Origin of the sequence: Streptomyces cupreus, from assembly GCF_014257025.1 — a bacterium.
GTDB classification, from domain to species: Bacteria; Actinomycetota; Actinomycetes; order Streptomycetales; family Streptomycetaceae; genus Streptomyces; species Streptomyces cupreus.
Map to the genome: position 1 here is coordinate 60,302 of NZ_JACMSF010000002.1, position 22,984 is coordinate 83,285.

The 22,984-nt window shown below is 70.7% G+C and carries 25 protein-coding genes; 12 read left to right on the forward strand and 13 right to left on the reverse strand.

All coding sequences use genetic code 11. From position 1 onward, the window contains the following. Entirely contained in the window at nucleotides 1-882 is an 882-nt protein-coding gene (locus H4N64_RS02060; RefSeq protein WP_186280556.1) for a sulfotransferase, read from the forward strand. Nucleotides 883-948: 66 nt separating this feature from the next. Here the strand turns inward: H4N64_RS02060 and H4N64_RS02065 are convergent, their stop codons facing one another. Next, nucleotides 949-2,628 (reverse strand): carbohydrate binding domain-containing protein, encoded by a 1,680-nt coding sequence (locus H4N64_RS02065; protein WP_186280317.1) that lies wholly within the window; start codon nucleotides 2,626-2,628, stop codon nucleotides 949-951. 124 nt (nucleotides 2,629-2,752) lie between these two features. Beyond that, nucleotides 2,753-3,901, reverse strand: coding sequence for an ATP-grasp domain-containing protein (locus tag H4N64_RS02070; protein WP_186280318.1), 1,149 nt, complete (start codon nucleotides 3,899-3,901; stop codon nucleotides 2,753-2,755). A 303-nt stretch (nucleotides 3,902-4,204) separates the two neighbouring features. Between H4N64_RS02070 and H4N64_RS02075 the strand changes: the two genes are divergently transcribed. Together H4N64_RS02075 and H4N64_RS02080 are read left to right on the forward strand one after the other, a co-directional pair. Beyond that, on the forward strand, nucleotides 4,205-5,065 hold the full coding sequence (locus H4N64_RS02075) for a metallophosphoesterase (RefSeq protein WP_186280319.1): 861 nt from the start codon (nucleotides 4,205-4,207) through the stop codon (nucleotides 5,063-5,065). Then, nucleotides 5,062-5,742, forward strand: a complete 681-nt coding sequence (locus tag H4N64_RS02080; RefSeq protein ID WP_186280320.1) for a 4'-phosphopantetheinyl transferase superfamily protein — start codon at nucleotides 5,062-5,064, stop codon at nucleotides 5,740-5,742. The genes H4N64_RS02075 and H4N64_RS02080 overlap by 4 nt, the downstream gene beginning before the upstream one ends. Nucleotides 5,743-5,748: 6 nt before the next feature. Here the strand turns inward: H4N64_RS02080 and H4N64_RS02085 are convergent, their stop codons facing one another. The 3 genes from H4N64_RS02085 to H4N64_RS02095 form a co-directional block, all read right to left on the reverse strand. Continuing rightward, nucleotides 5,749-5,985: a hypothetical protein gene (locus H4N64_RS02085; protein WP_186280321.1), complete on the reverse strand. Its 237-nt coding sequence runs from the start codon at nucleotides 5,983-5,985 to the stop codon at nucleotides 5,749-5,751. Nucleotides 5,986-6,129: 144 nt separating this feature from the next. After that, nucleotides 6,130-6,660: a toxin-antitoxin system, toxin component gene (locus H4N64_RS02090; protein ID WP_186280557.1), complete on the reverse strand. Its 531-nt coding sequence runs from the start codon at nucleotides 6,658-6,660 to the stop codon at nucleotides 6,130-6,132. Nucleotides 6,661-6,692: 32 nt separating this feature from the next. Next, nucleotides 6,693-7,343 (reverse strand): helix-turn-helix domain-containing protein, encoded by a 651-nt coding sequence (locus H4N64_RS02095; protein WP_186280322.1) that lies wholly within the window; start codon nucleotides 7,341-7,343, stop codon nucleotides 6,693-6,695. A 223-nt stretch (nucleotides 7,344-7,566) separates the two neighbouring features. On the opposite strand from H4N64_RS02095, the gene H4N64_RS02100 reads away from it, so the two are divergent. The 7 genes from H4N64_RS02100 to H4N64_RS02130 all read left to right on the forward strand — a co-directional run bounded on the left by H4N64_RS02100 (nucleotide 7,567) and on the right by H4N64_RS02130 (nucleotide 13,895). Then, nucleotides 7,567-8,238, forward strand: coding sequence for an MmyB family transcriptional regulator (locus H4N64_RS02100; RefSeq protein WP_186280323.1), 672 nt, complete (start codon nucleotides 7,567-7,569; stop codon nucleotides 8,236-8,238). Nucleotides 8,239-8,352: 114 nt separating this feature from the next. Continuing rightward, a complete protein-coding gene (locus H4N64_RS02105; RefSeq protein WP_186280324.1) occupies nucleotides 8,353-9,510 on the forward strand; it encodes an FAD-dependent oxidoreductase in 1,158 nt (385 codons plus the stop codon). Next, complete coding sequence (locus H4N64_RS02110; protein ID WP_186280325.1) at nucleotides 9,507-9,809, forward strand: 2Fe-2S iron-sulfur cluster-binding protein; 303 nt, start codon at nucleotides 9,507-9,509, stop codon at nucleotides 9,807-9,809. The genes H4N64_RS02105 and H4N64_RS02110 overlap by 4 nt, the downstream gene beginning before the upstream one ends. Beyond that, nucleotides 9,799-11,190 (forward strand): NAD(P)/FAD-dependent oxidoreductase, encoded by a 1,392-nt coding sequence (locus tag H4N64_RS02115; RefSeq protein WP_186280326.1) that lies wholly within the window; start codon nucleotides 9,799-9,801, stop codon nucleotides 11,188-11,190. Before H4N64_RS02110 ends, H4N64_RS02115 begins: the two co-directional genes overlap by 11 nt. Nucleotides 11,191-11,259: 69 nt before the next feature. Then, on the forward strand, nucleotides 11,260-12,156 hold the full coding sequence (locus H4N64_RS02120; protein ID WP_186280327.1) for a dihydrodipicolinate synthase family protein: 897 nt from the start codon (nucleotides 11,260-11,262) through the stop codon (nucleotides 12,154-12,156). A 5-nt stretch (nucleotides 12,157-12,161) separates the two neighbouring features. Continuing rightward, nucleotides 12,162-13,163: a proline racemase family protein gene (locus H4N64_RS02125; RefSeq protein ID WP_186280328.1), complete on the forward strand. Its 1,002-nt coding sequence runs from the start codon at nucleotides 12,162-12,164 to the stop codon at nucleotides 13,161-13,163. 54 nt (nucleotides 13,164-13,217) lie between these two features. Further along, entirely contained in the window at nucleotides 13,218-13,895 is a 678-nt protein-coding gene (locus H4N64_RS02130) for a GntR family transcriptional regulator (protein WP_186280329.1), read from the forward strand. A 34-nt stretch (nucleotides 13,896-13,929) separates the two neighbouring features. Here H4N64_RS02130 and H4N64_RS02135 read toward each other — a convergent pair whose 3' ends face one another. The 4 genes from H4N64_RS02135 to H4N64_RS02150 are packed head-to-tail and all read right to left on the reverse strand — an operon-like array spanning nucleotide 13,930 to nucleotide 17,271. Next, nucleotides 13,930-14,733, reverse strand: a complete 804-nt coding sequence (locus tag H4N64_RS02135; RefSeq protein WP_186280330.1) for an ABC transporter ATP-binding protein — start codon at nucleotides 14,731-14,733, stop codon at nucleotides 13,930-13,932. Between the two features lie 20 nt (nucleotides 14,734-14,753). Then, a complete protein-coding gene (locus tag H4N64_RS02140) occupies nucleotides 14,754-15,533 on the reverse strand; it encodes an ABC transporter permease subunit (protein ID WP_186280331.1) in 780 nt (259 codons plus the stop codon). After that, on the reverse strand, nucleotides 15,530-16,303 hold the full coding sequence (locus H4N64_RS02145; RefSeq protein ID WP_186280332.1) for an ABC transporter permease subunit: 774 nt from the start codon (nucleotides 16,301-16,303) through the stop codon (nucleotides 15,530-15,532). The genes H4N64_RS02140 and H4N64_RS02145 overlap by 4 nt, the downstream gene beginning before the upstream one ends. After that, nucleotides 16,300-17,271, reverse strand: coding sequence for an ABC transporter substrate-binding protein (locus H4N64_RS02150; protein WP_186280333.1), 972 nt, complete (start codon nucleotides 17,269-17,271; stop codon nucleotides 16,300-16,302). Before H4N64_RS02150 ends, H4N64_RS02145 begins: the two co-directional genes overlap by 4 nt. A 149-nt stretch (nucleotides 17,272-17,420) precedes the next feature. Here H4N64_RS02150 and H4N64_RS02155 point away from each other — a divergent pair, with 149 nt between their 5' ends. Beyond that, on the forward strand, nucleotides 17,421-18,236 hold the full coding sequence (locus H4N64_RS02155) for an IclR family transcriptional regulator domain-containing protein (RefSeq protein ID WP_186280334.1): 816 nt from the start codon (nucleotides 17,421-17,423) through the stop codon (nucleotides 18,234-18,236). Here the strand turns inward: H4N64_RS02155 and H4N64_RS02160 are convergent. The 4 genes from H4N64_RS02160 to H4N64_RS02175 all read right to left on the reverse strand — a co-directional run bounded on the left by H4N64_RS02160 (nucleotide 18,187) and on the right by H4N64_RS02175 (nucleotide 20,614). Continuing rightward, the gene (locus H4N64_RS02160) at nucleotides 18,187-19,110 is read right to left on the reverse strand and encodes a PDR/VanB family oxidoreductase (protein WP_186280335.1); all 924 of its coding nucleotides are present in this window, start codon (nucleotides 19,108-19,110) and stop codon (nucleotides 18,187-18,189) included. The two genes, H4N64_RS02155 and H4N64_RS02160, sit on opposite strands and share 50 nt — an antisense overlap. Continuing rightward, nucleotides 19,107-19,274: a hypothetical protein gene (locus tag H4N64_RS02165; RefSeq protein ID WP_186280336.1), complete on the reverse strand. Its 168-nt coding sequence runs from the start codon at nucleotides 19,272-19,274 to the stop codon at nucleotides 19,107-19,109. The genes H4N64_RS02160 and H4N64_RS02165 overlap by 4 nt, the downstream gene beginning before the upstream one ends. Next, nucleotides 19,271-20,341 (reverse strand): aromatic ring-hydroxylating dioxygenase subunit alpha, encoded by a 1,071-nt coding sequence (locus H4N64_RS02170; protein WP_186280337.1) that lies wholly within the window; start codon nucleotides 20,339-20,341, stop codon nucleotides 19,271-19,273. Before H4N64_RS02170 ends, H4N64_RS02165 begins: the two co-directional genes overlap by 4 nt. 75 nt (nucleotides 20,342-20,416) lie before the next feature. Further along, a complete protein-coding gene (locus tag H4N64_RS02175; protein WP_186280338.1) occupies nucleotides 20,417-20,614 on the reverse strand; it encodes a hypothetical protein in 198 nt (65 codons plus the stop codon). A gap of 317 nt (nucleotides 20,615-20,931) precedes the next feature. Between H4N64_RS02175 and H4N64_RS02180 the strand changes: the two genes are divergently transcribed. Further along, the gene (locus H4N64_RS02180; RefSeq protein ID WP_186280339.1) at nucleotides 20,932-22,983 is read left to right on the forward strand and encodes a phosphocholine-specific phospholipase C; all 2,052 of its coding nucleotides are present in this window, start codon (nucleotides 20,932-20,934) and stop codon (nucleotides 22,981-22,983) included. The last annotated feature ends 1 nt before the right edge of the window (nucleotide 22,984 follow it).

Consider the following 22,984-nt stretch of genomic DNA (forward strand, 5'->3'; position numbering starts at 1 on the left):
GTGCGAGACTCGCGCAAGTCTGTGATCGGCAAGGGGCTCAGGCGTCGGGGCAGGCTGATGATCCAGGCGGTGAGCCCGCCGCGCCGCACGCTGGACGCCATTCCCGCGCCCCGGACCGAGGTGAAGCCCAAGGAGCCGTCCTACGTGGCCCCGCGCGCCCCGCGCCTGGTGGACTCCCCGGTGTTCGTGCTGTCCTCGGTGCGCTCCGGCTCGACCCTGCTGAGGGTGCTGCTCAACAGCCACAGCCGGATCCGCGCCCCGCACGAGATGCATCTGCGCACCGTCCACGTCCAGCTGACCCGCAGCTTCACCGCGGACGCCATGAAGGCGCTGGAGCTGGACAAGACCGAGCTGGAACACCTGCTCTGGGACCGGGTGATGCATCTCGAACTCACCCGCAGCGGCAAGGACGTCATCGTCGACAAGACGCCGCCGAACACCCTCATCTGGCCCCGGCTGCACCGATGTTGGCCGAACGCCCGCTACATTCTGCTGCTGCGCCACCCGGGCGCGATCATCGCGTCCCTGACCGAGCGCCGCAAGGACCCCGACCACGAGGAGATCCTGGCGGAGGTGCTGAACTACTCCGAGAAACTGGAGGAGGCGCGCCGGACGCTGGACGCCCATGTGGTGACGTACGAGGAGCTGACCGCCGAGCCGGAGAAGGCCACCCGCGCCATCTGTGAGTACCTCGGCGTCGAGTGGGAGAGCGGCATGCTCGACTACGGCAGCAAGGACCACGGCAAGTTCCGCCCGCAGCTCGGCGACTGGAGCAGCACCATCAAGTCGGGCCGCATCCAGCCCGCCCGCACGGCCGACCCCACGGCCGAACTGCCGCCGCGGCTCAAGGAGATCGCGAAGGCGTGGGGGTACGAGGTCTAGGGTCCAGGGCCACCCCTGTGAGGCCACCCCTTTGAGGGGCGGGTGTCCCCCCACGCCCGCCGCGCGTCAGCCGGTGAAGCCGGCCGTGATGGACGTGAACTGCCAGTTGCTCTGGCTGATGCCGGAGCAGTTGCTCACCACGCCCCCGCCCGGGCACGGCCGGTCGCGGTTGACCGACCAGAAGGCGAGCCGGGCGATGTGCCGGGAGTTGGCCCAGTCACGGATCTGCGTCCAGGTGGCCGGAGAGGTGAGCTCCTGCTGGTCGCTCAGCCCGTTCATGCCGGAGATCCCGATGTGGGCGTAGGCCGTGGCGTCGTCCCACCCGAAGGCGGACTTCAGCTTGTTCTTCAGCCCCTCCGTCGCGTTCACGGTGTTGCCGTACATGTCGGCGCCGCCGCCGAAGTCGAACGGCATGATCGTGAACACGTCGATATTGGCGTTCAGCGCCCTGGCCTGGTCGATGAGCCGGTTGCCCCAGTAGTTCGGGCCGGTGGTCGTCGTACCGAAGGTGATGATCGTGCGCAGGCCCGGGTTGTTGGCCTTGACGATCTTCAAGGCGTTCAGGATGCGGTCCTGCACGACCGCGTTCTCGAATTCGTCGGTGTTTTCGATGTCGACGTCGATGGCCTTCAGGCCGTAGGCGTCGATCACCCGCTGGTAGGCACCGGCCAGCGCCTCCGCCGTGGAGCAGTTGGGGCCGAGCTTGTTGCCGCTCCAGCCGCCGATCGAGGGGACGATGTCACCGCCCGCCGAGCGGATCGAGTTGATGACGGACTGGTCGTTGCCGCCGGTCAGCGGCCGGTTGCCGTCCCAGGCGGGGTTGCAGCCGCCGGAGGACAGGATGAACGCCATCGTGTACCACTTGATGCCGGTCGCGCTCATCACCGAGGTCGCGCTCGGCGGATCGCCCCAGCCGAGGTACAGATAGGGCGCGGCCTGCTTGAACCCGGTGCCGCCGCCACCCGGATCCGTGGTCACGGAGACGGAGTTGGAGGGTGCCGAGGCGTTCCCGGCCGCGTCCCGCGCCCGCACGGTGAACGTGTAGGCGGAGCTGGGCGAGAGGCCGCTCACTGTGGCGCTCGTACCGGACACGGTGAGCACCTGGTTGGAGCCGCTGTAGATGTCGTACGAGGTGACGCCCACGTTGTCCGTCGAGGCGTTCCAGGCAAGGGAGACGCTGGAGGAGGTCTTGCCGGTGGAGCGGAGGCTGGTGGGTGCCGTCGGGGCCTGGGTGTCCGAGCCGCCGCCCGGGCCGTCGAGGCTGATGTCGTCGGCGTGGTAGGTGCCCTGCGCGTACCAGCCGTGCGTGTAGACGGTGGCCGAGGTCTGCGAGGCGCCCGTCGTGAACGACACGCTGAGCTTGCTGTACGCCGACGGTGACGTCGTCCAGGTGGAGGCGCCGCCGTCCACGCCGAGGTAGACGTAACTGCCGCGCACCCAGCCACTGAGCGTGTACGCGGTGTTGGGCTGGACGCGCACGGCCTGGCTGCACTTGGCGATGTCGCTGGAACTCACCGCGCCCGCGAGGGCCTTGGTGCCGCCGTGCACGGGCGAGGAGACGACCGAGCCGAGGTTGCCGGTGCAGGACCAGGGGCTCAGGGCGCCCGACTCGAAGCCGGGGTTGGACAGGATGTTGGCCGCGTGGGCCGTACCGGGAAGGGCGACGGCGCCGCCGACCGCGAGAGCGGCGGCGCCGAGCAGGGCGAGAAGACGACGTCTGGAACGTCTGAACAGTGAGGTGCGCACGCGAACTCCCTTGAGGAATGGGGGTCGTTCGGGAGGTGGTGCAGAAGTGTGCGCAACCCAAATTGGTATGGACCAACAAAGCTGTCAAGGAGCTGTGCGGCAATTGGTCCATACCGGCGGAGTTCTAGAGCGGCAGTGCCTGACTCGCCCTGTCTGCAACGGAGTTGACGGGAGAGGGGAGGGCGGGGAGGGTCTGCTGGCTCTCCTCGAGGCGCTCCTGGGGCTCCTCAAGGCGCTGCTGGGGCAGCGACACGCTCCGCAGCGGCCGAGGCCCGGAGACGACCGTGTAGTCCTGTCCGAGAAACGGCGGCACGACCTCGCCCGGTTCCTCGCCGAGCGCCAACTGCACAGCCGCCCAAGGGGCGTTGACACCGCACAGCGCCAGCTGGTGCAGCCCGCCCGCCGGACGTGTGTTGACGTCCATCAGCACGGGCCGGTCGCCGAACATCCGGAACTGGATGTTGGACAGATAGTGCAGCCCGAACCCCTCCGCGATCGCCCGCGCCGGCTCCAGCCACTGCTCGTGCAGGGTGAACCCGCGTCGGCGGCCGTTCTTCGTGCGGCCCACCGCCAGCCGGATCCGGTTGTCGGGGCCGGTGAGGCAGTCCACCGACACCTCCGGCTGTTCGAGGCGCGGCATGACCAGCCAGTCCACCTCCTCCTCGGCCTCCTTCAGCGCCTCCAGGACCATGTCCAGCGGCACATAGGGGCTCGGGAAGCCGTTGAGGTGCATGAGCGAGAACGGGGCGCGCGTGATCACGCGGAAGCCCACACCGCCCGCCCCGGACGCCGGCTTGAAGCACGCCTTGTGACCGGCCGCCTCCAGCTCCTCGACCGCGGCGACCAACTCCTCGGCGCCGCGCACCCGCCACCATGGCGGCACCGGCACGCCGATCGCCTGCACGGCCTCGTACGCGACCACCTTGTCGTGGAAGACGGCCACCGCCTCCGGCGGCGGCGCAAGCAGTGCCGTACCGACCGCCTCGAACTCCGCGCGGTGCGCGACGACCGCCGACTGGTGCAGCCGCGGCACGAAGACGTCGATACCGCGGCGCTGGCACTGGTCGAGGGCGTACTCGACGTACCCGGCCGGCGACAGGCCCTCCGGCTCCAGATCGGCGGTGTCGGCGGCGGCCAGCACGGGGGAGTCGGCGTCGCCGTGCGTGGCATGGATCTCGACGGCCCGGTCGCTGGGATTTCGGCGCAGCTGATCCATGAAGAACACGTTCTCCGCGTACGTGCGGTTGAGCCAGACGCGTACGCGAGAGACCATGCAGGCCGCCTTTCACGGTTCGCGGGCACGGCGAAGCAGGCCGTGCCCGGCCAGGGAGGTTGGAGGGACACCAAACCGCTCCGTGCGAAGGGAAGCTCATGGCGGTGGTGTTGGGGCGATCATACGGCCCCGCGAAGGCCCCGCGTGCAACATGCGTGTTACGGATTTCCCGATCATGCACGGCTGGATCATGGGACGCCGTGGTCGTGCCCCCGACACGCCCGCCGTAGGCGGGAACCCGCCTTGTACCAGAACCGCGAATGTGTTCTGGTGGTGCTTTCCACGTGCGGAGGGGGACGAGAGGTGGCGTCGACGGTCGGCGGTGCCGGACAGCTGCTGGCCATCAGTGACCTGCACATCGGCTACGAAGAGAACCGCGCCTTAGTCGAGAAGATGCGCCCGGAGACCGACGACGACTGGCTGGTGGTCGCCGGCGACGTCGCGGAGACCGTGGCCGACATCCGATGGGCCCTGCACACGCTTGCCGGCCGCTTCAGCAAGGTCATCTGGGCCCCGGGCAACCACGAACTGTGGACCCACCCCCGGGACGCCGTCACCCTGCGCGGCGTCGCCCGCTACGAGTATCTGGTCGCCCTGTGCCGCGAGCTCGGTGTGACCACCCCCGAGGACCCGTACCTCGTCTGGGACGGCGTCGGCGGCCCGGTGGCCGTCGCCCCGCTGTTCCTCCTCTACGACTACTCCTTCCTGCCGCAGGGCTGTGCGACCAAGGAACAGGGCCTGCAGTACGCGCAGGGTACCGGCATCGTCTGCAACGACGAGTACCTGCTGCACCCCGACCCCTACCCCTCCCGCGAGGCCTGGTGCCGGGCCCGGGTCGCCGAGACCGAGCGCCGCCTCGCCGGGCTTCCCGACGGTCTGCCCACGGTCCTGATCAACCACTACCCGCTCGACCGGCACCCCATGGAGATCCTCTGGCACCCCGAGTTCGCCATGTGGTGCGGCACCGAGCTGACCGCGGACTGGCACCGCAGGTTCCGGGTGGAGACCATGGTCTACGGCCACCTGCACATCCCGCGGACCACCTGGCACGACGGCGTCCGCTTCGAGGAGGTGTCGGTCGGCTACCCGCGCGAGTGGCGCAAGCGCCCGGAACCGCCGGGACGGCTGCGCCGCATACTGCCCAGGGAGGACGGGGCCCCGTGATCGAGGAGCTGCTGCCGCACTCGGTGGTGACCGTGGAGGCATACGGCGAGGAGGACGCCGGCGCCCTGGTCCTGTACCCCGAGGAGGCCGCCGTCGTCGCGCAGGCGGTGGACAAGCGCCGCCGTGAGTTCGCCGCCGTACGCGTCTGCGCCCGCCGGGCCATGGAGAAGCTCGGGGTGCCGCCGCAGCCGCTCGTGCCCGGCGACCGGGGCGCCCCGCGCTGGCCCGAGGGCCTGGCCGGCAGCATGACCCACTGCGACGGCTACTGCGCCGCCGCCCTGGTCCGCGCCACCGCCCTGGCCTCCCTCGGCATCGACGCCGAACCCAACGAGCCGCTCCCGGACGGGGTACTGGCCGCCGTGTCCCTGCCCGGCGAGGCCCAGCGGGTGCGCAGGCTGTCCTACGAACGGCCCGACATCCGCTGGGACCGGCTGCTGTTCAGCGCCAAGGAGTCCGTCTACAAGGCGTGGTTCCCCCTCACCGGCAAGTGGCTGGAGTTCACCGAGGCCGACATCGACCTCTTCGCCGACGCGGACGGGGGGCCCGGCGGCGGCTTCAGCGCCACGCTCCTCGTCCCGGGACCCCTGGTCGGCGGCCGGCGCATCGGCGTCTTCGAGGGCCGCTGGACCGTGGAGCGCGGTCTGGTCGCCACGGCCGTCGCCCTGCCGCACACCTGAGGCGCCTCACGGCTGCGGGCACCAGTTCTGGAGCAGCCGGAAGAACTCCTCCTCGTTGCCCGTGAGCCCCGCGTCCGCCAGCGCCCGCTCCGCCTCCGCGAGCACACTGGGCGGCACCACGGGTGGTCGTGCCTCACCGGGCGGGCCTCCGGCGACATCGAAGGCGGCCCGCACGGTGTGCAGCAGCCGTAGATACGCCTGCACGGCCACGCGTTCGCGGTCGGTCAGTACGGCGGTGGGCATCGGTCGGCTCTCCCCAAAGTCGGCGTCGTCTCCCGCCCCGCGAATCAGGGCGCACCACCAGCTTGCCGTCCACCACTGACAATCGGGTCGGGCCACTCGCCGGTTCGCCCACTCAGCGGAGGTGGAAACCGACGTGCGGGGCGCTCAGCCCTGCGGTCCCCGGTACCCCAGCGAGGCCTCGATACGGCCCGCCAGATGATCCTTCTGGACCGGCCCGCGCAGCGACGAACCCGCGAGCCAGGTACGGCACTTGCTGGCCAGCAGCAGCCCGAAGCTCTCGGCCTCCTGCTCGTCGGTCAGATCGAAGCGGCTGCGCGCCGCCACCTGCCGTACCGTCGCCTCCAGCTGGGCGTCGTCCTGGAGCAGCCGGGCCGCCACCGTGGCGCCCTCGACGTGATGACCGCAGTGTCCGGCCTTCATGTGCCACAGCTCGTGACCGAGGATCACCAACTGATGGTCGGGGGCGGTGCGTTCCTCGATGACGACGAGGTCCTGGTCGGCCATGTCGAGCCACAGCCCGCTCGCGGTGCCGGGCGGGAACGCGGCCGTACGGAAGCGGACCGGGCGGCCACGGCGTCTGGCCATCGCCTCGCACAGCGCGCCGTACAGGTCCGCCGGGTGCGCCGGAGCGGGGAGCTGCAGTTCGCCGACGAGTTCGCCGCACAGGCGGTGCATGTCCCTACGGATGCCCACAGTTCTCCCCCGGGTCACGACTCGGGCCGCTTGACGCTCTCCAGGAGCATGTCCAGCCATTCGGCGACCTTGTCGCGATGCTGGTCGGTGGGCAGTTGCGCGGCCCGCCAGGCGATCCCGCGCACGCCGTGGTCCTGCAGCAGCCGCTCCAGCGGGTCCTCGGCCGCGGCGGCCGCCTCCCGCTCGGCGAGCTGCTGGAGGAGTTCCTGTTCGGTGCGCTGCAGGGCGCCCGCGAGTGCCTCGGGATCCTCCGCGGTGAGGAATCCCGCGTGCACCCGGAAGAAGCGCTGGATGGCGTCGCAGTGCTCCATCGTGGGGCGCCGGTCGCCGTTGATCAGGGCGCCCGCCTGCTGCCGTGACATGCCCGCGCCGTCGGCGATCTCCTGCTGGGTGTACTTGCGGCCGTTGGGCTTCAGCCGGGTACGCCGCAGCAGGTCGAGGCGCTGCAGAAAGCGGGCCTGTACGTCGGGTTCGCCCGCGGGGCGGCCGCGCAGCAGTGCCTTGACCACGGGCTCGGGGACACCGGAGGCGACGGACAGCCGCCAGGTGTCGAAGACCTCGGTGTGCGGCACGCCCAGCCGGTCGGCGAGCGCGGTCACGCGAGCGACGACGGCCGGCAGTGCCGCCGTCCCCGTGGCGCCCGGACCCTCGAAGCCACCCGTCACCGACAGAACTCCTACGTCTCTCACCGACTTCTCACCAGCGGTCGCCGTGAACTTCCCGGAGAGTAGCGGGTGGTTCGAACTCGCATCCAGGTCTCGCCACAACTGTGTCCAATTTCAGCCGTCAACCGGCATGAAATGCCACGATAGTTGACACCGCTCGCATCGGGGCAGCAGGATCGGGGCGCCGCGTCAAGGCCGCACAGGCAAGAGGGGTGACCTCCCGATGACATATCAGGCAGGAGGGCAGCGATCAGCACCGCGGCCCGTCCCCGAGGATCCCGAGGCCCAGGCCTATCTCCAGGACTACGCCAGCCTCCTGGAGGCCGTGTCGTTCCCCTCCGTCGTGCTCGATCGCCGCTGGGACGTGGTCCTGGCCAACACCGCTTTCGCGTCACTTTTCCGTGGCGTGGGCCCGCATCCGACGGCCATGCCCGGTGACAACTTCCTCCGGTTCGTGCTGTTCCACCCCGATGCGAGCACCGTCCTCGGCGAGCACGAGTCCCGCTGGTGCCTGCCGATGCTCGCGAACTTCGCGGCCGCCCTGGAGCGGAACGGCCACGACCACGGCCTGCAGGCCATTCGCCGGGACATCGCCCAGGATCCGATCATGGAGGCCGCCTACCGGCACGGCCTGCCGCACTGGATCCGCACGGTCGGCGAGCAGGCCGTCGCCCATGACGGCGCCGTGAGACCGCTGCTGCACCCCGACCCCCGCTGGGGCGCCACCGACTGCCGGATCGTCGACGAGACGCCCGGCATCCTGAAGGACATGGGCTGTACGCGGATCACTCTGGTGCTGCGCGACGCGCGCCGCCCCGCGCATTCCTCGCGCGGAGCGGGACGTCCGCGCCGCACCGCGGCCCACCTGAGCGTGGTGCCCGCCTCCGAGGCCTGACGGGCACCGTCGGCGTTCAGGTCGCCGACGGCGCCTCGTCAGGACTCGACATCCTTGGCACGTCCGGCATGTTGCGGCATTCCCTCGCAGAGAACCATGTGACATAGTACTGCCGTGAGCATGCGACTGACCGGCGATGTCGTGGTCGTCGGCGCCGGGATGGTGGGCGCCGCCTGCGCGCTGTACGTCGCCCGGTCCGGCCTCGACGTCATCGTGGTCGACCGCGGACCGGTGGCCGGCGGCACGACCGGAGCGGGGGAGGGCAACCTCCTCGTCTCCGACAAGGAGCCGGGCCCCGAGCTGGACCTCGCGCTCCTGTCGGTCCGCCTGTGGGCCGAACTCGCGGAGGAGTTCGGTGAGTCGGTCGAGTACGAGGCCAAGGGCGGCCTCGTCGTGGCCTCGAACCCCGACGGCCTCACCGGGCTCCAGCGCCTCGCCGACGGCCAGCGCACCGCCGGCGTGGTCGCCCGGCCGGTCACCGGGGACGCCCTGTACGACCTGGAACCCCACCTCGCCCCCGGCCTCGCGGGCGCCATGCACTACCCGCAGGACTCCCAGGTGATGCCCGCCCTGGCCGCCGCCCACCTGCTCCGCGCCTCCGGCGCCCGCCTGCTCACCGGCCGCACCGTCACGGCCGTTGCCCGCACCCCCGAGGGCGCGGTACGCGGCGTCCGCACCGACCGCGGCGACATCCACGCCCCGTCGGTCGTCAACGCCACCGGCACCTGGGGCGGCGAACTGGCCACTCTCGCCGGCACCCACCTGCCCGTCCTCCCGCGCCGAGGCTTCGTCCTCGTCACCGAACCCCTCCCGCGCCTGATCCGGCACAAGGTGTACGCCGCCGACTACGTGGCCGACGTCGCCAGCGACTCGGCCGCGCTCCAGACCTCGCCGGTCGTGGAGGGCACGTCCGCCGGACCGGTATTGATCGGCGCCAGCCGCGAACGCGTCGGCTTCGACCGGTCCTTCTCGCTGCCCGTCGTCAGGGAGTTGGCGGCCGGCGCAACCCGGCTCTTCCCCGCCCTGGCGGACGTCCGCGCGCTGCGCTCCTACGTCGGCTTCCGCCCGTACCTCCCCGACCACCTGCCCGCCATCGGCCCCGACCCCCGGGTCCCCGGCCTGCTCCACGCCTGCGGGCACGAGGGCGCCGGTATCGGTCTGGCCACCGGCACCGGTCACCTCATCGCCCAGGCGCTCACCGGGAAGACCCCCGAGCTGAGCCTGACCCCGTTCAGCCCCGACCGCTTCCCCGAGCCCGAGGAGGTCGCGTGAGAAACCCTCTGGACCTGGCCGGAGCCCGCCCCGGACCCGCCTTCACGGTCACGCTCGACGGCCGGGAGATCGAGGCGTTGCCCGGACAGACGGTGGCCGCCGCGCTCTGGGCGGCCGGGGTCACCTCTTGGCGCACCACACGGGGCGAGGGCCGCCCGCGCGGGATCTTCTGCGGTATCGGCGTCTGCTTCGACTGCCTGGTCACCGTCAACGACCGCCCCAACCAACGCGCCTGCCTGGTGCCATTGCACTCGGGCGACGCGATCCGCACGCAGGAGGGGACGGGCCATGAGAGCTGACCTGGCGGTGATCGGCGCGGGTCCGGCAGGGCTCGCCGCGACGCTGGCGGCCGCTGCACAGGGCGTACGCGTCACGCTGATCGACTCGGCGGCCGAGGCCGGTGGCCAGTTCTACCGCCGGCCCGCCGCGGCCCTGCGCGCCCGCCGCCCCCAGGCCCTGCACCACCAGTGGCGCACCTGGGAACGGCTGCGCGACGGGCTCGGCACCCACGTGGAGTCGGGCCCCGTACGCCACTTGACGGACCATCACGTCTGGCTCGTCGAGCGCCGCAGCACCGGATTCACCGTGCATGCCCTCCTCGGCCCCGAACAGCGGGACCCGGCCGAAGTGCGCGCCGACGCCGTGCTCCTGGCCACCGGCGGCTACGAGAAGGTGCTGCCCTTCCCCGGCTGGACCCTCCCCGGTGTCATCGCCGCGGGCGGCGCCCAGGCCATGCTCAAGGGCGGCCTCGCGGTGTCCGGCCGTACCGCCGTCGTCGCCGGGACCGGACCGCTGCTGCTGCCGGTGGCGGCCGGGCTCGCCGCGGCGGGCGTCGAGGTGGCCGCCCTGGTGGACTCGGCCGACCCCCTGGCCTTCGTACGGCGGTCCCGGGCGCTGGTCGCCGAGCCCGGCAAGGTCGTCGAAGGCGCCGGGTACGCGGGCCGGTTGCTCCGGCACCGGGTGCGGACCCTCGCCCGGCACACCGTGGTCGAGGCGCACGGCACCGAGCGGCTGGAGGCGGTGACGGTGGCCGCGCTCGACCGCGACGGGCGGGTCAGGCCCGGCAGCGGACGCCGTATCCCCTGCGACACCCTCGCCGTCGGCCACGGCATGCTCCCGCACACCGATCTCGCCGAGACGCTGGGCTGCCGGCTCGACGGACTCACCGTGCACGTCGACGACGAGCAGCGCACCGACGTCCCCGGCGTGTGGGCGGCGGGTGAGACCACCGGCATCGGCGGCTCGGCGCTCTCGCTCGCCGAGGGACACATCGCGGGGCGCTCCGCCGCCGCGCGTCTGCACGGCACCGAACCCGACCCGCGCGCGTGGGCGGCCGCCGCGAAGGCCCGGACCCGGCTGCGGGCCTTCTTCGCCGCGCTGGACACCGTATACGCCCCGCCCGCCCACTGGACCGAACTGGTCACCGACGACACCGTGGTGTGCCGGTGCGAGGAGGTCACCGGCGGGACGATCCGCGCGGCCGTCGCCGAGCTCGGGGCCCGCGATGCACGGACCGTGAAGCTGCTGACCCGGGCCGGGATGGGCTGGTGCCAGGGGCGGGTGTGCGGACCGGCGGTCGCGGGACTCGCCGGGTGCGCGTTCACGCCGTCGCGGCGGCCGTTCGCGCGGCCCGTGCCGCTCGGGGTGCTGGCGCGGGCCGGGGAGGCCGACGGCGACTGATCACCCCGCACATCGCACATCTCATTGTCCGGACAGTAAAATGTCACACTCCATAGAGGTGAGGCCCCTATGACCACCACCGACCACCGCCCCTGGCGCGGTGTCCTCGTCGCCACCGCCCTCCCGCTCCACGACGACCTCTCCGTCGACCACGGCAAGTACGCCGAACACTGCGCCTGGCTCGTCGAGAACGGCTGCGACGGCGTCGTACCGAACGGCTCGCTCGGCGAGTACCAGGTCCTCACCCCCGAGGAGCGCGCCAAGGTCGTCGAGACGGCCGTCGCCGCCATCGGGGGCGAGCGGGTGATGCCGGGCGTCGCCGCGTACGGCTCGGCGGAGGCCCGCCGTTGGGCCGAGCAGGCGCGCGACGCGGGCTGTGCGTCCGTGATGCTGCTGCCGCCGAACGCCTACCGCGCCGACGAGCGCTCGGTGCTGTCGCACTACGCGGAGGTCGCGAAGGCGGGCGTGCCGATCGTGGCGTACAACAACCCCATCGACACCAAGGTCGACCTGGTGCCGGAACTGCTCGCCAAGCTGCACGCCGAGGGCCACATCCACGCGGTCAAGGAGTTCTCCGGCGACGTCCGCCGCGCCTACCGGCTCGCGGAACTCGCCCCGGAACTGGACCTGTTGATCGGCGCCGACGACGTCCTGCTGGAGCTGGCGCTGGCCGGCGCCAAGGGCTGGGTGGCGGGCTACCCGAACGCACTGCCCCGGTCGACGGTGCGGTTGTACCGGGCGGCCGTCGCCGGTGACCTGGACACCGCCAAGGAGCTGTACGCGCAACTGCACCCGCTGTTGCGCTGGGACTCCAAGGTCGAGTTCGTGCAGGCCATCAAGTTGTCCATGGACATCGTGGGCCGGCACGGCGGTCCCGTGCGCCCGCCACGCGTGCCGCTGCTGCCCGAGCAGGAGGCCGCGGTCCGCGCCGCCACGGAGAAGGCCCTCGCGGCCGGATTGGCCTAGGGATCATGCGCAGCGAACTCGTCCTGCACGCCGTCGACTCGCACACCGAGGGCATGCCCACCCGGGTCGTCACCGGCGGCATCGGCACGGTCCCCGGCGCCACCATGAACGAGCGGCGCCTGTACTTCCGCGAGCACCGCGACCACATCAAGCAGCTCCTGATGAACGAGCCGCGCGGCCACTCGGCGATGAGCGGCGCGATCCTCCAGCCGCCCACCCGCCCCGACTGCGACTGGGGTGTCATCTACATCGAGGTCTCCGGCTATCTGCCGTTGTGCGGGCACGGCACGATCGGCGTGGCGACCGTGCTGGTGGAGACCGGCATGGTCGAGGTCGTGGAGCCGGTCACCACCATCCGGCTCGACACCCCGGCGGGTCTGGTCGTCGCCGAGGTCGCCGTGGAGGGCGGGGCCGCGAAGGCGGTCACGCTGAAGAACGTGCCGTCCTTCTCCTTCGGCCTCGACCGCAAGATCACACTGGCCGACGGGCGCACGGTGACATATGACCTGGCCTACGGCGGCAATTTCTACGCCATCCTGCCGCTGGAGGAGTTCGGGCTGCCCTTCGACCGCACCCGCAAGGAGGACATCCTCAAGGCGGGCCTGTCGCTCATGGAGGCGATCAATGCCGAGTCGGAACCCATCCATCCGGAGGACCCCTCGATCCACGGCTGCCACCACGTCCACCTGTACGCGCCCGGTGCCACCGCCCGTCACTCACGGCACGCGATGGTGATCCACCCGGGCTGGTTCGACCGCTCGCCCTGCGGCACCGGCACCAGCGCACGCATGGCACAACTGCACGCGCGCGGCGAACTCCCGCTGCACACCGAGTTCGTCAACGAGTCCTTCATCGGCACACAGTTCACCGGCCGCCTCCTCGGCACCACCGAGGTCGCCGGACGCCCCGCCGTCCTGCCGAGCTTCACCGGCCGCGCCTGGATCACCGGAACCGCCCAGTACCTGCTCGACCCGAGCGACCCGTTCCCGGCCGGATTCGTTCTCTAGGGCGGGGATAATGGCGGGTGACGCGTGACATTGCATTCCCTAGGAGACACCACTATGGCCGCCCAGCCCGCCGGCGCCCCCTCCCTGCCCACGCTGGGCGGCAAGAAGCGCAGCTACCGCGAGCGGGTCGCCGACGCCCTGCGGGCCGCGCTGATCGCCGGTGAGCTGCTCCCGGGCGAGGTCTACTCGGCACCCACCCTGGCCGCCCGCTTCGGCGTCTCGGCGACCCCGGTGCGCGAGGCCATGCTGGACCTCGCCAAGGAGGGCCTGGTCGACACCGTCCCCAACAAGGGCTTCCGGGTCACCGCGGTCTCCGAGAAGCAGCTCGACGAGTACACGCACATCCGCGCGCTCATCGAGATCCCCACGGTGGTCGAGCTGGCCGGCACCGCCGACCCGGTCTCGCTGGAGGCGCTGCGCCCCGCCGCCCGGGAGATCGTGCAGGCCGCGGCGGCCGGTGACCTCATCGCGTACGTCGAAGCCGACACCCGCTTCCATCTCGGCCTGCTCGCCCTGGCCGGCAACAGCCACCTGGTCGAGGTCGTCGGCGATCTGCGCGGCCGCTCCCGCCTCTACGGGCTCACCGCGCTGGTGAAGGCGGGCCGACTGCTGGCCTCCGCCGAGGAGCACCTGGAGCTCCTCGACGCCCTGCTGGATCGCGACGAGTCGGCCGTGCGCGAGGTCATGACACGGCATCTCGGGCATGTCCGGGGGCTGTGGGCCGCGAAGTAGGCCACGGCTGACATCGGTCGGCCGGCCGCGAGGTTCAGTGAGGTGGAGGCGTATCCGACTTCGTGACCGACACCCCGCGCTTCGCCGCCTGGATCTGCTCGTACACATGGGTCCTGAGCTCGGCGAAGCGCGGGGCCACCCGTGTGCGCAACTGGTCCCGCTCGTCCGGGAGATCGACCTTGAGCTGTTCCTGGACGACGGTGGGGGAGGCGGACAGGACGACGACCCGCTCGCCGAGGTACACGGCCTCGTCGATGTCATGGGTGACGAACAGGATCGTGATGCCCCGCTCCCGCCACAGCCGTCGTACGAGATCCTCCAGATCGGCACGGGTCTGCGCGTCGACCGCCGCGAAAGGCTCGTCCATCAGCAGCACCCGCGGCTCGTAGGCCAGCGCCCGGGCGATGGCGACGCGCTGCTGCATACCGCCGGACAGCTGCCAGGGGTAGGCGCTGGTGGCGTCGGAGAGTCCTACGGACTCCAACGCGTCCCGTACCAGCTCCCGGCGCCGCGCCTTGTCCAAGTTCTTCTGCCTGAGCGGAAGTTCGACGTTCTCGCCGACCCGCATCCAGGGGAACAGGCTGCGCCCGTACTCCTGGAACACGAACGACATGCCGGGCGGCGGACCGGTCACCTTCCGTCCCTCCAGCAGCACTTCGCCGCCCGTCGGTGCGAGCAGGCCGCCCATGCACTTCAGCAGGGTCGTCTTGCCGCAGCCCGACGGGCCGACGAGACAGACCAGTTCGCCCGCGTCGACGGTGAAGGTGAGATCGCGCACCGCCTCCACACGGCGCCCCGATCCCTCGTACACCTTCTTCAGGCCGCGCACGTCGAGCATGGGTTGCCCTTTCAGGAGGCTCACGAGGACCGCCGGGTGGAGGCGCGCAGGCCGTGGTACCAGCCGAGGACGCGCCGTTCGACGAGTTGGAAGACGACGGAGAGCAGGAAGCCGAGCAGGCCGAGGACCAGGATGCCGGTCCACATGTCGGGGATGGCGAAGCTGCGCTGGAACTGGACGATGGTGAAGCCGAGTCCGTTGCTGGCGGCGAACATCTCGCTGATGACCATCAGGATGATCCCGATGGACAGCGCCTGGCGCAGGCCCGCGAAGATCTGCGGACTCGCCGAGCGCAGCACCACATGTCTGAGGCGTGCCGGGCCCGTGACGCCGTAACTGCGGGCCGTCTCCGCCATCACCGGGTCGACCGCGCGCACGCCCTCGACGGTGTTGAGCAGGATCGGCCAGACACAGCCGCTGGCGATCACGGTGACCTTCATGGTGTCGCCGATGCCCGCGAACAGCATGATGACCGGCACCAGCACCGGCGGCGGCACCGCCCGCAGGAACTCCAGCACCGGCTCGCACACCGCCCGCACCCGCCGGTAGGAGCCGATGACCGTGCCGAGCGCCACGCCCACCACGGCCGCGAGCGCGTAACCGCCGGTCAGCCGGAGGACGCTGGGCAGGACGTCGTCCTTCAGCCGGTCGCCGGTCCAGACATCCGGGAAGGTCTCCAGGATCGTCCGCAGGGGCGGCCAGTACACGTCCGTACTGTCGTCGGACGCCACCCACCACACGCCCACCAGCACGGTCGGCAGCGCGAACACGAAGACGGTCCGCAGAAGCAGCAGCCTCACACCATCACCTCCCCGCGCACCGACTGGTGCCAGGCCAGCGCCCGCCGCTCCACCGTCCGCGCCCCGACGTTGATCAGCAGCCCCAGCAGCCCGGTGACCACGATCAGCGCGTACATCTCGGGCACCGCCTGGGAGTTCTGAGCGATCGCGATACGCGCCCCCAACCCCGGTGCGCCGATGACCAGTTCAGCGGTTACGGCGAGGATCAGCGCCACCGCGGCGGCCAGCCGAACCCCGGTCATGACGTACGGCAGCGCGGTCGGCCACAGCACATGCCGGATCCGCGCCCAGGTGCCGAGACCGTACGACCGTGCCGTCTCGTCGGCGACCGGGTCGACGTCCTGGACGCCGTACAGGACCTGGATCAGCACCTGCCAGAAGGAGGCGTAGACGACCAGCAGGAGGACCGAGCGCAGTTCGGTGCCGTACAGGAGCACGGCGAGGGGGATCAGGGCGACGGAGGGGATCGGGCGGAGGAACTCGACGGTGGAGGCGGTGGCTTCGCGGAGGTACGGCACCACCGAGATCACCACTCCCGCCACGATCCCCGCGCAGGAGGCCAGGATCAGCCCCAGCGCCCAGCCGGTCAGGGTGTCGCCGAGGGCGGTCCAGAAGGCGGAGTCGGCCACCTCGTCCCCGAGCGCGTCGGCGATCCGGCTGGTCGGCGGGAAGTACGCCTCCTTGACCAGGCCGAGCCGCGGCACCGCCTCGCCCAGGGCGAGGAAGACCGCGAGCCCGGCCCCACCGAGTACGACGTTCAGCCCCTTCACGACAGCAGCTTGTCCAGGTCCGGTGTCGTCTTGAACAGGCCGTCGTCCTCACCGAGTTGCATCAGCTTCTCGATGGAGGCGCGGTTCGCCTCGGCCGGCCACTTCGGCAGCGTCACCTGCTCCAGCACCGCGGGTGGGATCTTGGTGTACGTCGAGACGATCTGGCGGACCTCGTCGGGGTGGGCGTCGGCGTAGGCGAGGGACTCGGCTGTGGCGTCCTGGAACTTCTTCACCAACTCCGGGTTCTCCTGCGCGTACTGCGTGGAGGTGAAGTACATCGCCACCGTGAGGTCCGGGGCCACGTCGACCAGGGACGAGGCGATCTCACGGCCGCCCTGGCTCTTGATCGTGGCGAGCGCCGGCTCGACCACCATCGCCGCGTCGATCTGCCCGGCGTCGAGGGCGGCGGGCATCTGGTCGAAGGCGAGCTCCACGAACTGCACCTTGTCCGGGTCGCCGCCCGCCTTGCGCACCGACTCGCGTACCGCGGTCTCGTTGATGTTCTTCAGCGTGTTGACGGCGACCTTCTTGCCCTCGAGCTCCTTCGGCGACTTGACCGCGCTGTCCTTCTTCACGGTGAGCGCGCCGAAGTCCTTGCCGCCCTGGCCCGTCGATGCGATGCCGTTGGCAATCGCCTTCACCGGAACGTTGTTGGACTGGGCGATCATCAGAGAGGTCATGTTGCTGAACCCGAACTGGTACTGCCCGCTGACCACGGCCGGCACGATCGCCGCACCGCCCTGAGCGGTCGTCAACTTCAGCTTCAGGCCCTGCTTTTCGAAGAAGCCCTTCTCCTGACCGAGGTAGAGGGGTGCGACGTCGACGATGGGGATGAGCCCCACGGTGACCGTCGTGACACCGCCCGACGAGCCCTCCCCGTCCGACGAACCGCCGTCGTCGGACGAGCCGCAGGCCGTCACGGCGAACAGAAAAGTGCCGGCCGCGACGGCGGCGAGCAGACGACGCATGACTCCTCCTGTGCAGACAACGGTGTTCCGACAGGCTGTGCGCTGACCGCACAGTAGTGCTCAAACGCGTTCAGCGGGAAGGTAGAGCCCGGTACCGATCGGGTCAACCGGCTTCGCTGACAAAATTGTTGACACACCAGGAGGCGATGATGCCCGAGCCGGTCCGCGGACGCCACTTCGTGAACTCCTTCGCGCACGGCCTCGCCGTCGTCCGCTCCTTCGACGCCGGGCACCCCACCCGCACGCTCAGCGAGGTCGCCCGCGACTGCGGACTGACCCGGGCCGCCGCACGCCGACTGCTGCTCACCCTCGTCGACCTCGGCTATGTCCACCAGGACGGACGCCAGTTCAGGCTCACGCCCCGGGTACTGGAGCTCGGCTACTCCTACCTCTCCAGCTTCACGCTGCCCGAGCTCGCCGAACCGCATCTGGAGCAACTTGTGCGCCAGGTAAGGGAGTCATCGTCACTGTGCGTCCTCGACGGCGACGACATCGTCTACGTGGCCCGGGTGCCGACCAGCCGCATCATGACCGCGTCCATCACCGTGGGCACGCGCTTCCCGGCGCATGTCACCTCGGTGGGCCGCGTCATCCTGGCGCATCTGACGGAGGAGGAGATCGACACCCGGCTGGCGCGGGCCGACCTGAGCCCGCTGACCGCGCGCACGCTGGTCGAGCCGGACGCGCTGCGGGCCGAGCTGCGCCGGGTGCGCCGACAGGGGTACGCGATCGTCGACCAGGAACTGGAGTTGGGGCTGCGATCCGTCGCCGCCCCGGTGCGGGACCGGGGCGGCGAGGTGACGGCGGCCGTGAACATCGCGGTGCACGCCGGCCGCAACTCCCTGGAGTCCGTACGCCGTGACCTGCTGCCGCCGCTGCTGGACACGGTCGCCCGGATCGAGGCCGACCTGAGGATCACAGGTCCAGCACGAGCCGCTTCCCCCGGCACCGGGACACACAGATGAGCATGGTCTCCCCGGCCTCGCGCTCGGCGTCGGTCAGCACCGAGTCCCGATGGTCCGGGGCGCCTTCGACGACATCGGTCTCGCAGGTCCCGCAGGTGCCCTCGGTGCAGGAGTACAGCACCTCGACGCCGGCGGAGCGCACGGAGTCGAGCACGGAGACGCCGGGCGGGACGGTGAGCGTACGGCCGCTGCGGGCGAGGACGACCTCGAACTCGGTGTCCTGCCCGGCCTGTTGCTCCTTCGGCTGGAACCGCTCGACGTGGAGAACTCCCTTGGGGCACCGCTCTTCCACCGCGTCCAGGAGCGGGCCGGGGCCGCAGCAGTATACGAGGGTGCCGTCGGGGAGGTCGTCCAGGACAGGCGCCAGGTCCAGCAGCCCGGACTCGTCCTGGGGAGCGAGCGTCACGCGGTCGCCGTAGCCGCGGAGTTCCTCGGTGAAGGCCATCGAGGCGCGGGTGCGGCCGCCGTACAAGAGCGTCCATTCGGCGCCGGCCGCCTCGGCCGCGGCGAGCATGGGCAGGATGGGAGTGATGCCGATGCCGCCCGCGATGAAGCGGTAGCGGGGGGCCGGGTGGAGGGCGAAGTGATTGCGCGGCCCGCGCACCCGGACCTTGTCGCCCTGTCCCAACTGCTCGTGCACGAACGCCGATCCGCCCCGCCCGTCCGGTTCCCGCAGCACCGCGATCCGCCAGGCGGTGCGGTCGGAGGGGTCGCCGCACAGGGAGTACTGCCGCTCCAGGTCGGGGCCGAGGAGGAGGTCGATGTGGGCGCCGGGTTCCCATGCGGGGAGTTGCTGTCCGAGGGGGTGCCGGAGGGTGAGTTCGAGCACTCCGTCGGCTGCGAACTCCCGGCCCTGTATGACGAGTTCGGTCATGAGTCGGGCCCCTCGAAGTGTCCCTCGGGGTGGCCGAGCATCCATTCCCACATCTCGACGGGGTCCTCGGCGGTGTGCTGGGCGCCGCAGTGACAGGTGCCGTGCAGGATGTCCGTGCCCGGCAGCCAGTCGATGCGGTAGATCTCCCCTGTCGGCGCTGTCACAGGACCTTCTCCACGGGCTTGTCGCCCTCCTCGACCAGCCGGGCGAGAATACGGCGGGCGGCCAGGCCGCCGGTGTCGATGTTGATGCTCAGCTCCTGGTAGCCGTGCCGCTCGGTGCCGAGGGTGCGCTGGAGCAGGTTGAGCGCGGTGACGTCCTGCATGACGACCGTGTGGTTGTTGCTCCGCAGGAACTCGGTGACGTCCGCATCGTCGGTCGCCCAGTCCCGGGACACCGCCCAGAAGTCGTACACCTTGCCGTCGCCGGAGGGCGTGATCGCATACGTGACCTCCGTGTGGAAGCCGCCCGGATCACTGCCGTCCGCCTCCGGGACCACCCCCACCGGAGCGACCCTGCTGTGCAGCAGGTACAGGCAGGGCGCGTGGTACTCGATGTCCTGCCAGCGCGTGATCCGGCCCTCGATCCCGGTCGACTTCGCGTAGAACGGCGGGCATTCGGCATCGTCCATGTGCCGGCTCACCCGCACGATCCCGGCGCCCTCGTCGACCTCGGTGGTGATCGGCGTCTCGGCGACCTCGGGGGTGCCGATGTAACCGCCGTGCAGATAGGTCTCGTGGGAGAGGTCGAGGAGGTTGTCGACGAGGAGGCCGTAGTCGCAGTCGATGGGCTCCATGCCGCGGACGGTGGTCCAGCCGGGGGAGTCGAGGTGCGCGGCGCGCGGGATGACCTGCGGATCGGCGAGCGCCGGGTCGCCGATCCACACCCACACCAGCGAGTCCTGCTCGACAACGGGGTAGGAGGCGACGCGGGCGGTGCGCGGTACGCGTTTCTGCCCCGGCACGTACACGCAGGTGCCGGTCGTGTCGTACGTGAACCCGTGATACCCGCAGACAATCCGGTCCCCGTCGAGCCGGGTCGGCGCCTCGGACAGCGGGTACCGCCGGTGCACACACCGGTCGTGCAGCACGACGGGCGTCCCGTCCTCCTCGCTGCGGTACAGCACGAGCGGCTCACCGAGAACCGTCCGTCCGAGCAACTCCCGCCCCACCTCATGGCTGTAGGCGGCGACGTACCACTGGTTCCTGGCGAAGGCGGTCATATGAGGCATCGTTGCGGCTCCCGTCTGTCTGCGGTGGAGCCATCGTCCGGAAGGGCGTCACAGGGCCGCAACGCCGCTTCCGTCTCACGGAAGCCGTTCCGAAGTCAGCAGATCGGCGAGCCGTGAGGTCGCGAGGTAGTTGGCCACGAGGTGGAAGTCGAAGACGTGGATCGGAACGGTGCCGGAACGGCCGAGGTCGACGCCGTCGAACTTCGCCTCGACTCCCCTCGGCGGAACGGCCACCAGGTCGCCAGGGTCGGCGAGGTTCACCCACTGCCGCACGTCCGGGGGCCGTCCGCCGCGGCCGGCGAGGCGGTCTGCGGCCGATCTCCGTCGAGGGCAGCCGTCTGAGCGTCACGGCCGAGGACCTGGACCGGGCGCTGGCCCGCCACGCCAGCCTGCGTCACTCACGCCTCCAGCGGCTGCCCCACCCCGGTGCCGGCGCATGACCACCCCGCACCTCCCGTACCGACGACTTTCACACAGCCGCCACCAGACCCTTCCCTGACGTTTGGTGCTCTTGGAACACTCCTTCCGCGCACAATCCGTCAAAGCGATCCGACCGGTCGAACACCCTCAAGGGGAGAGGTCCCTCACTCATGCCCGATGTAAACCGGCGTAGATTCCTCCAACTCGCGGGCGCCACCTCGGCGTTCACCGCGCTGTCGAGCAGCATTCAGCGTGCCGCCGCCATCCCGGCGAACCACCGCACCGGGTCGATCGAGGATGTCGAGCACATCGTCGTCCTGATGCAGGAGAACCGTTCGTTCGACCACTACTTCGGCAAGCTGAGGGGTGTCCGCGGCTTCGGCGACCCGCACCCGGTGAGGCTGGACAGCGGCAAGTCGGTGTGGCACCAGTCCGACGGCACCAAGGACCTGCTGCCCTTCCACCCCACCGCCGACGACCTCGGCATGCAGTTCCTGGAGGGCCTGCCGCACGGCTGGACCGACGGCCAACAGGCCTACAACGGCGGCAAGTACGACAAGTGGGTGCCCGCCAAGGGCACCACGACCATGGCGTACCTGAACCGCGAGGACATTCCCTTCCACTACGCCCTCGCCGACGCCTTCACCATCTGCGACGCCTACCACTGCTCGTTCATCGGCTCCACCGACCCGAACCGCTACTACATGTGGACGGGTTACACGGGCAACGACGGCACGGGCGGCGGCCCGGTCCTCGGCAACGACGAGCTCGGCTACGGCTGGACGACCTACCCGGAGCGGCTCGAAGAAGCCGGTATCTCCTGGAAGATCTACCAGGACATCGGCGACGGCCTGGACGCGGCCGGCTCCTGGGGCTGGATCAGCGACGCATACCGCGGCAACTACGGCGACAACTCCCTGCTGTACTTCGACAAGTACCGCGAGGCCGAGCCCGGCGAGCCCTGGTACGACAAGGCCCGCACCGGCACCGACGTCAAGAACGGCGACGGCTACTTCGACCAGCTGAGGGCCGACGTCAAGGCCGGGGAGCTGCCGCAGATCTCCTGGATCGCCGCCCCCGAGGCCTTCTCCGAGCACTCCAACTGGCCCTCGAACTACGGCGCCTGGTACATCGCCCAGGTCCTGGACGCCCTCACCTCCAACCCGGAGGTCTGGTCGAAGACGGCCCTGTTCATCACGTACGACGAGAACGACGGCTTCTTCGACCACCTGGTGCCGCCGCTCCCGCCGAAGGACGCCTCCCGGGGCAAGTCCACCGTCGATGTCTCGCTCGACCTCTACCCGGGCGACAGCAGGCGCCCGGCCGGCCCCTACGGCCTCGGCCCGCGTGTGCCGATGCTGGTCGTCTCGCCGTGGAGCAAGGGCGGTTACGTCTGCTCCGAGACCCTCGACCACACCTCGATCCTCCAGTTCATGGAGCGTCGCTTCGGTGTGCAGGAGACCAACATCTCCCCGTGGCGGCGGACCGTCTGCGGCGATCTCACCTCGGCCTTCGACTTCTCCCGCAAGGACAGCCGCCCGGCCGCGCTGCCGGAGACGGACGAGTACGAGCCGCAGGACCGCGAGCGGCACCCCGACTACAAGCCGACGCCCCCGGCGGACCCGGACATGCCCCGCCAGGAGCGCGGTCTGCGCCCCGCCCGCCCGCTGAAGTACGCCCCCCACGTGGACGGCTCGGTGGACGCGGCGGCCGGCAAGTTCACGCTGACCTTCGCCTCCGGCGCCAAGGCGGGCGCCGCCTTCCTGGTGACGTCCGGCAACCGCACCGACGGACCGTGGACGTACACCACCGAGGCCGGCAAGAACATCGCCGACACCTGGAACTCGGCGTACTCGAACGGCTCGTACGACCTGACCGTGCACGGCCCGAACGGCTTCCTGCGCGTCTTCAAGGGCCCGAACAAGACCGCCGGGCCCGAGGTCACCGCGCGCCACACCGGTGACGACGTCCAGCTGACCTTCACCAACAAGGGCTTCGGCACCGTCCGGCTCAAGGTCACCAGCGGCTACGGCGGGCCGGCGCGGACCTTCACCGTGCGCCCCGGCGCCACCGTCCGGCACACCGTCGACCTCGCGGCGAGCCGGCGCTGGTACGACCTGACGGTCACCTCCGACGCCGACCCGGCGTTCCTGCGGAGGTTCGCCGGTCACGTCGAGAACGGGCGTCCGGGTGTGAGCGACCCGGCGATCGTCACGGACTAGG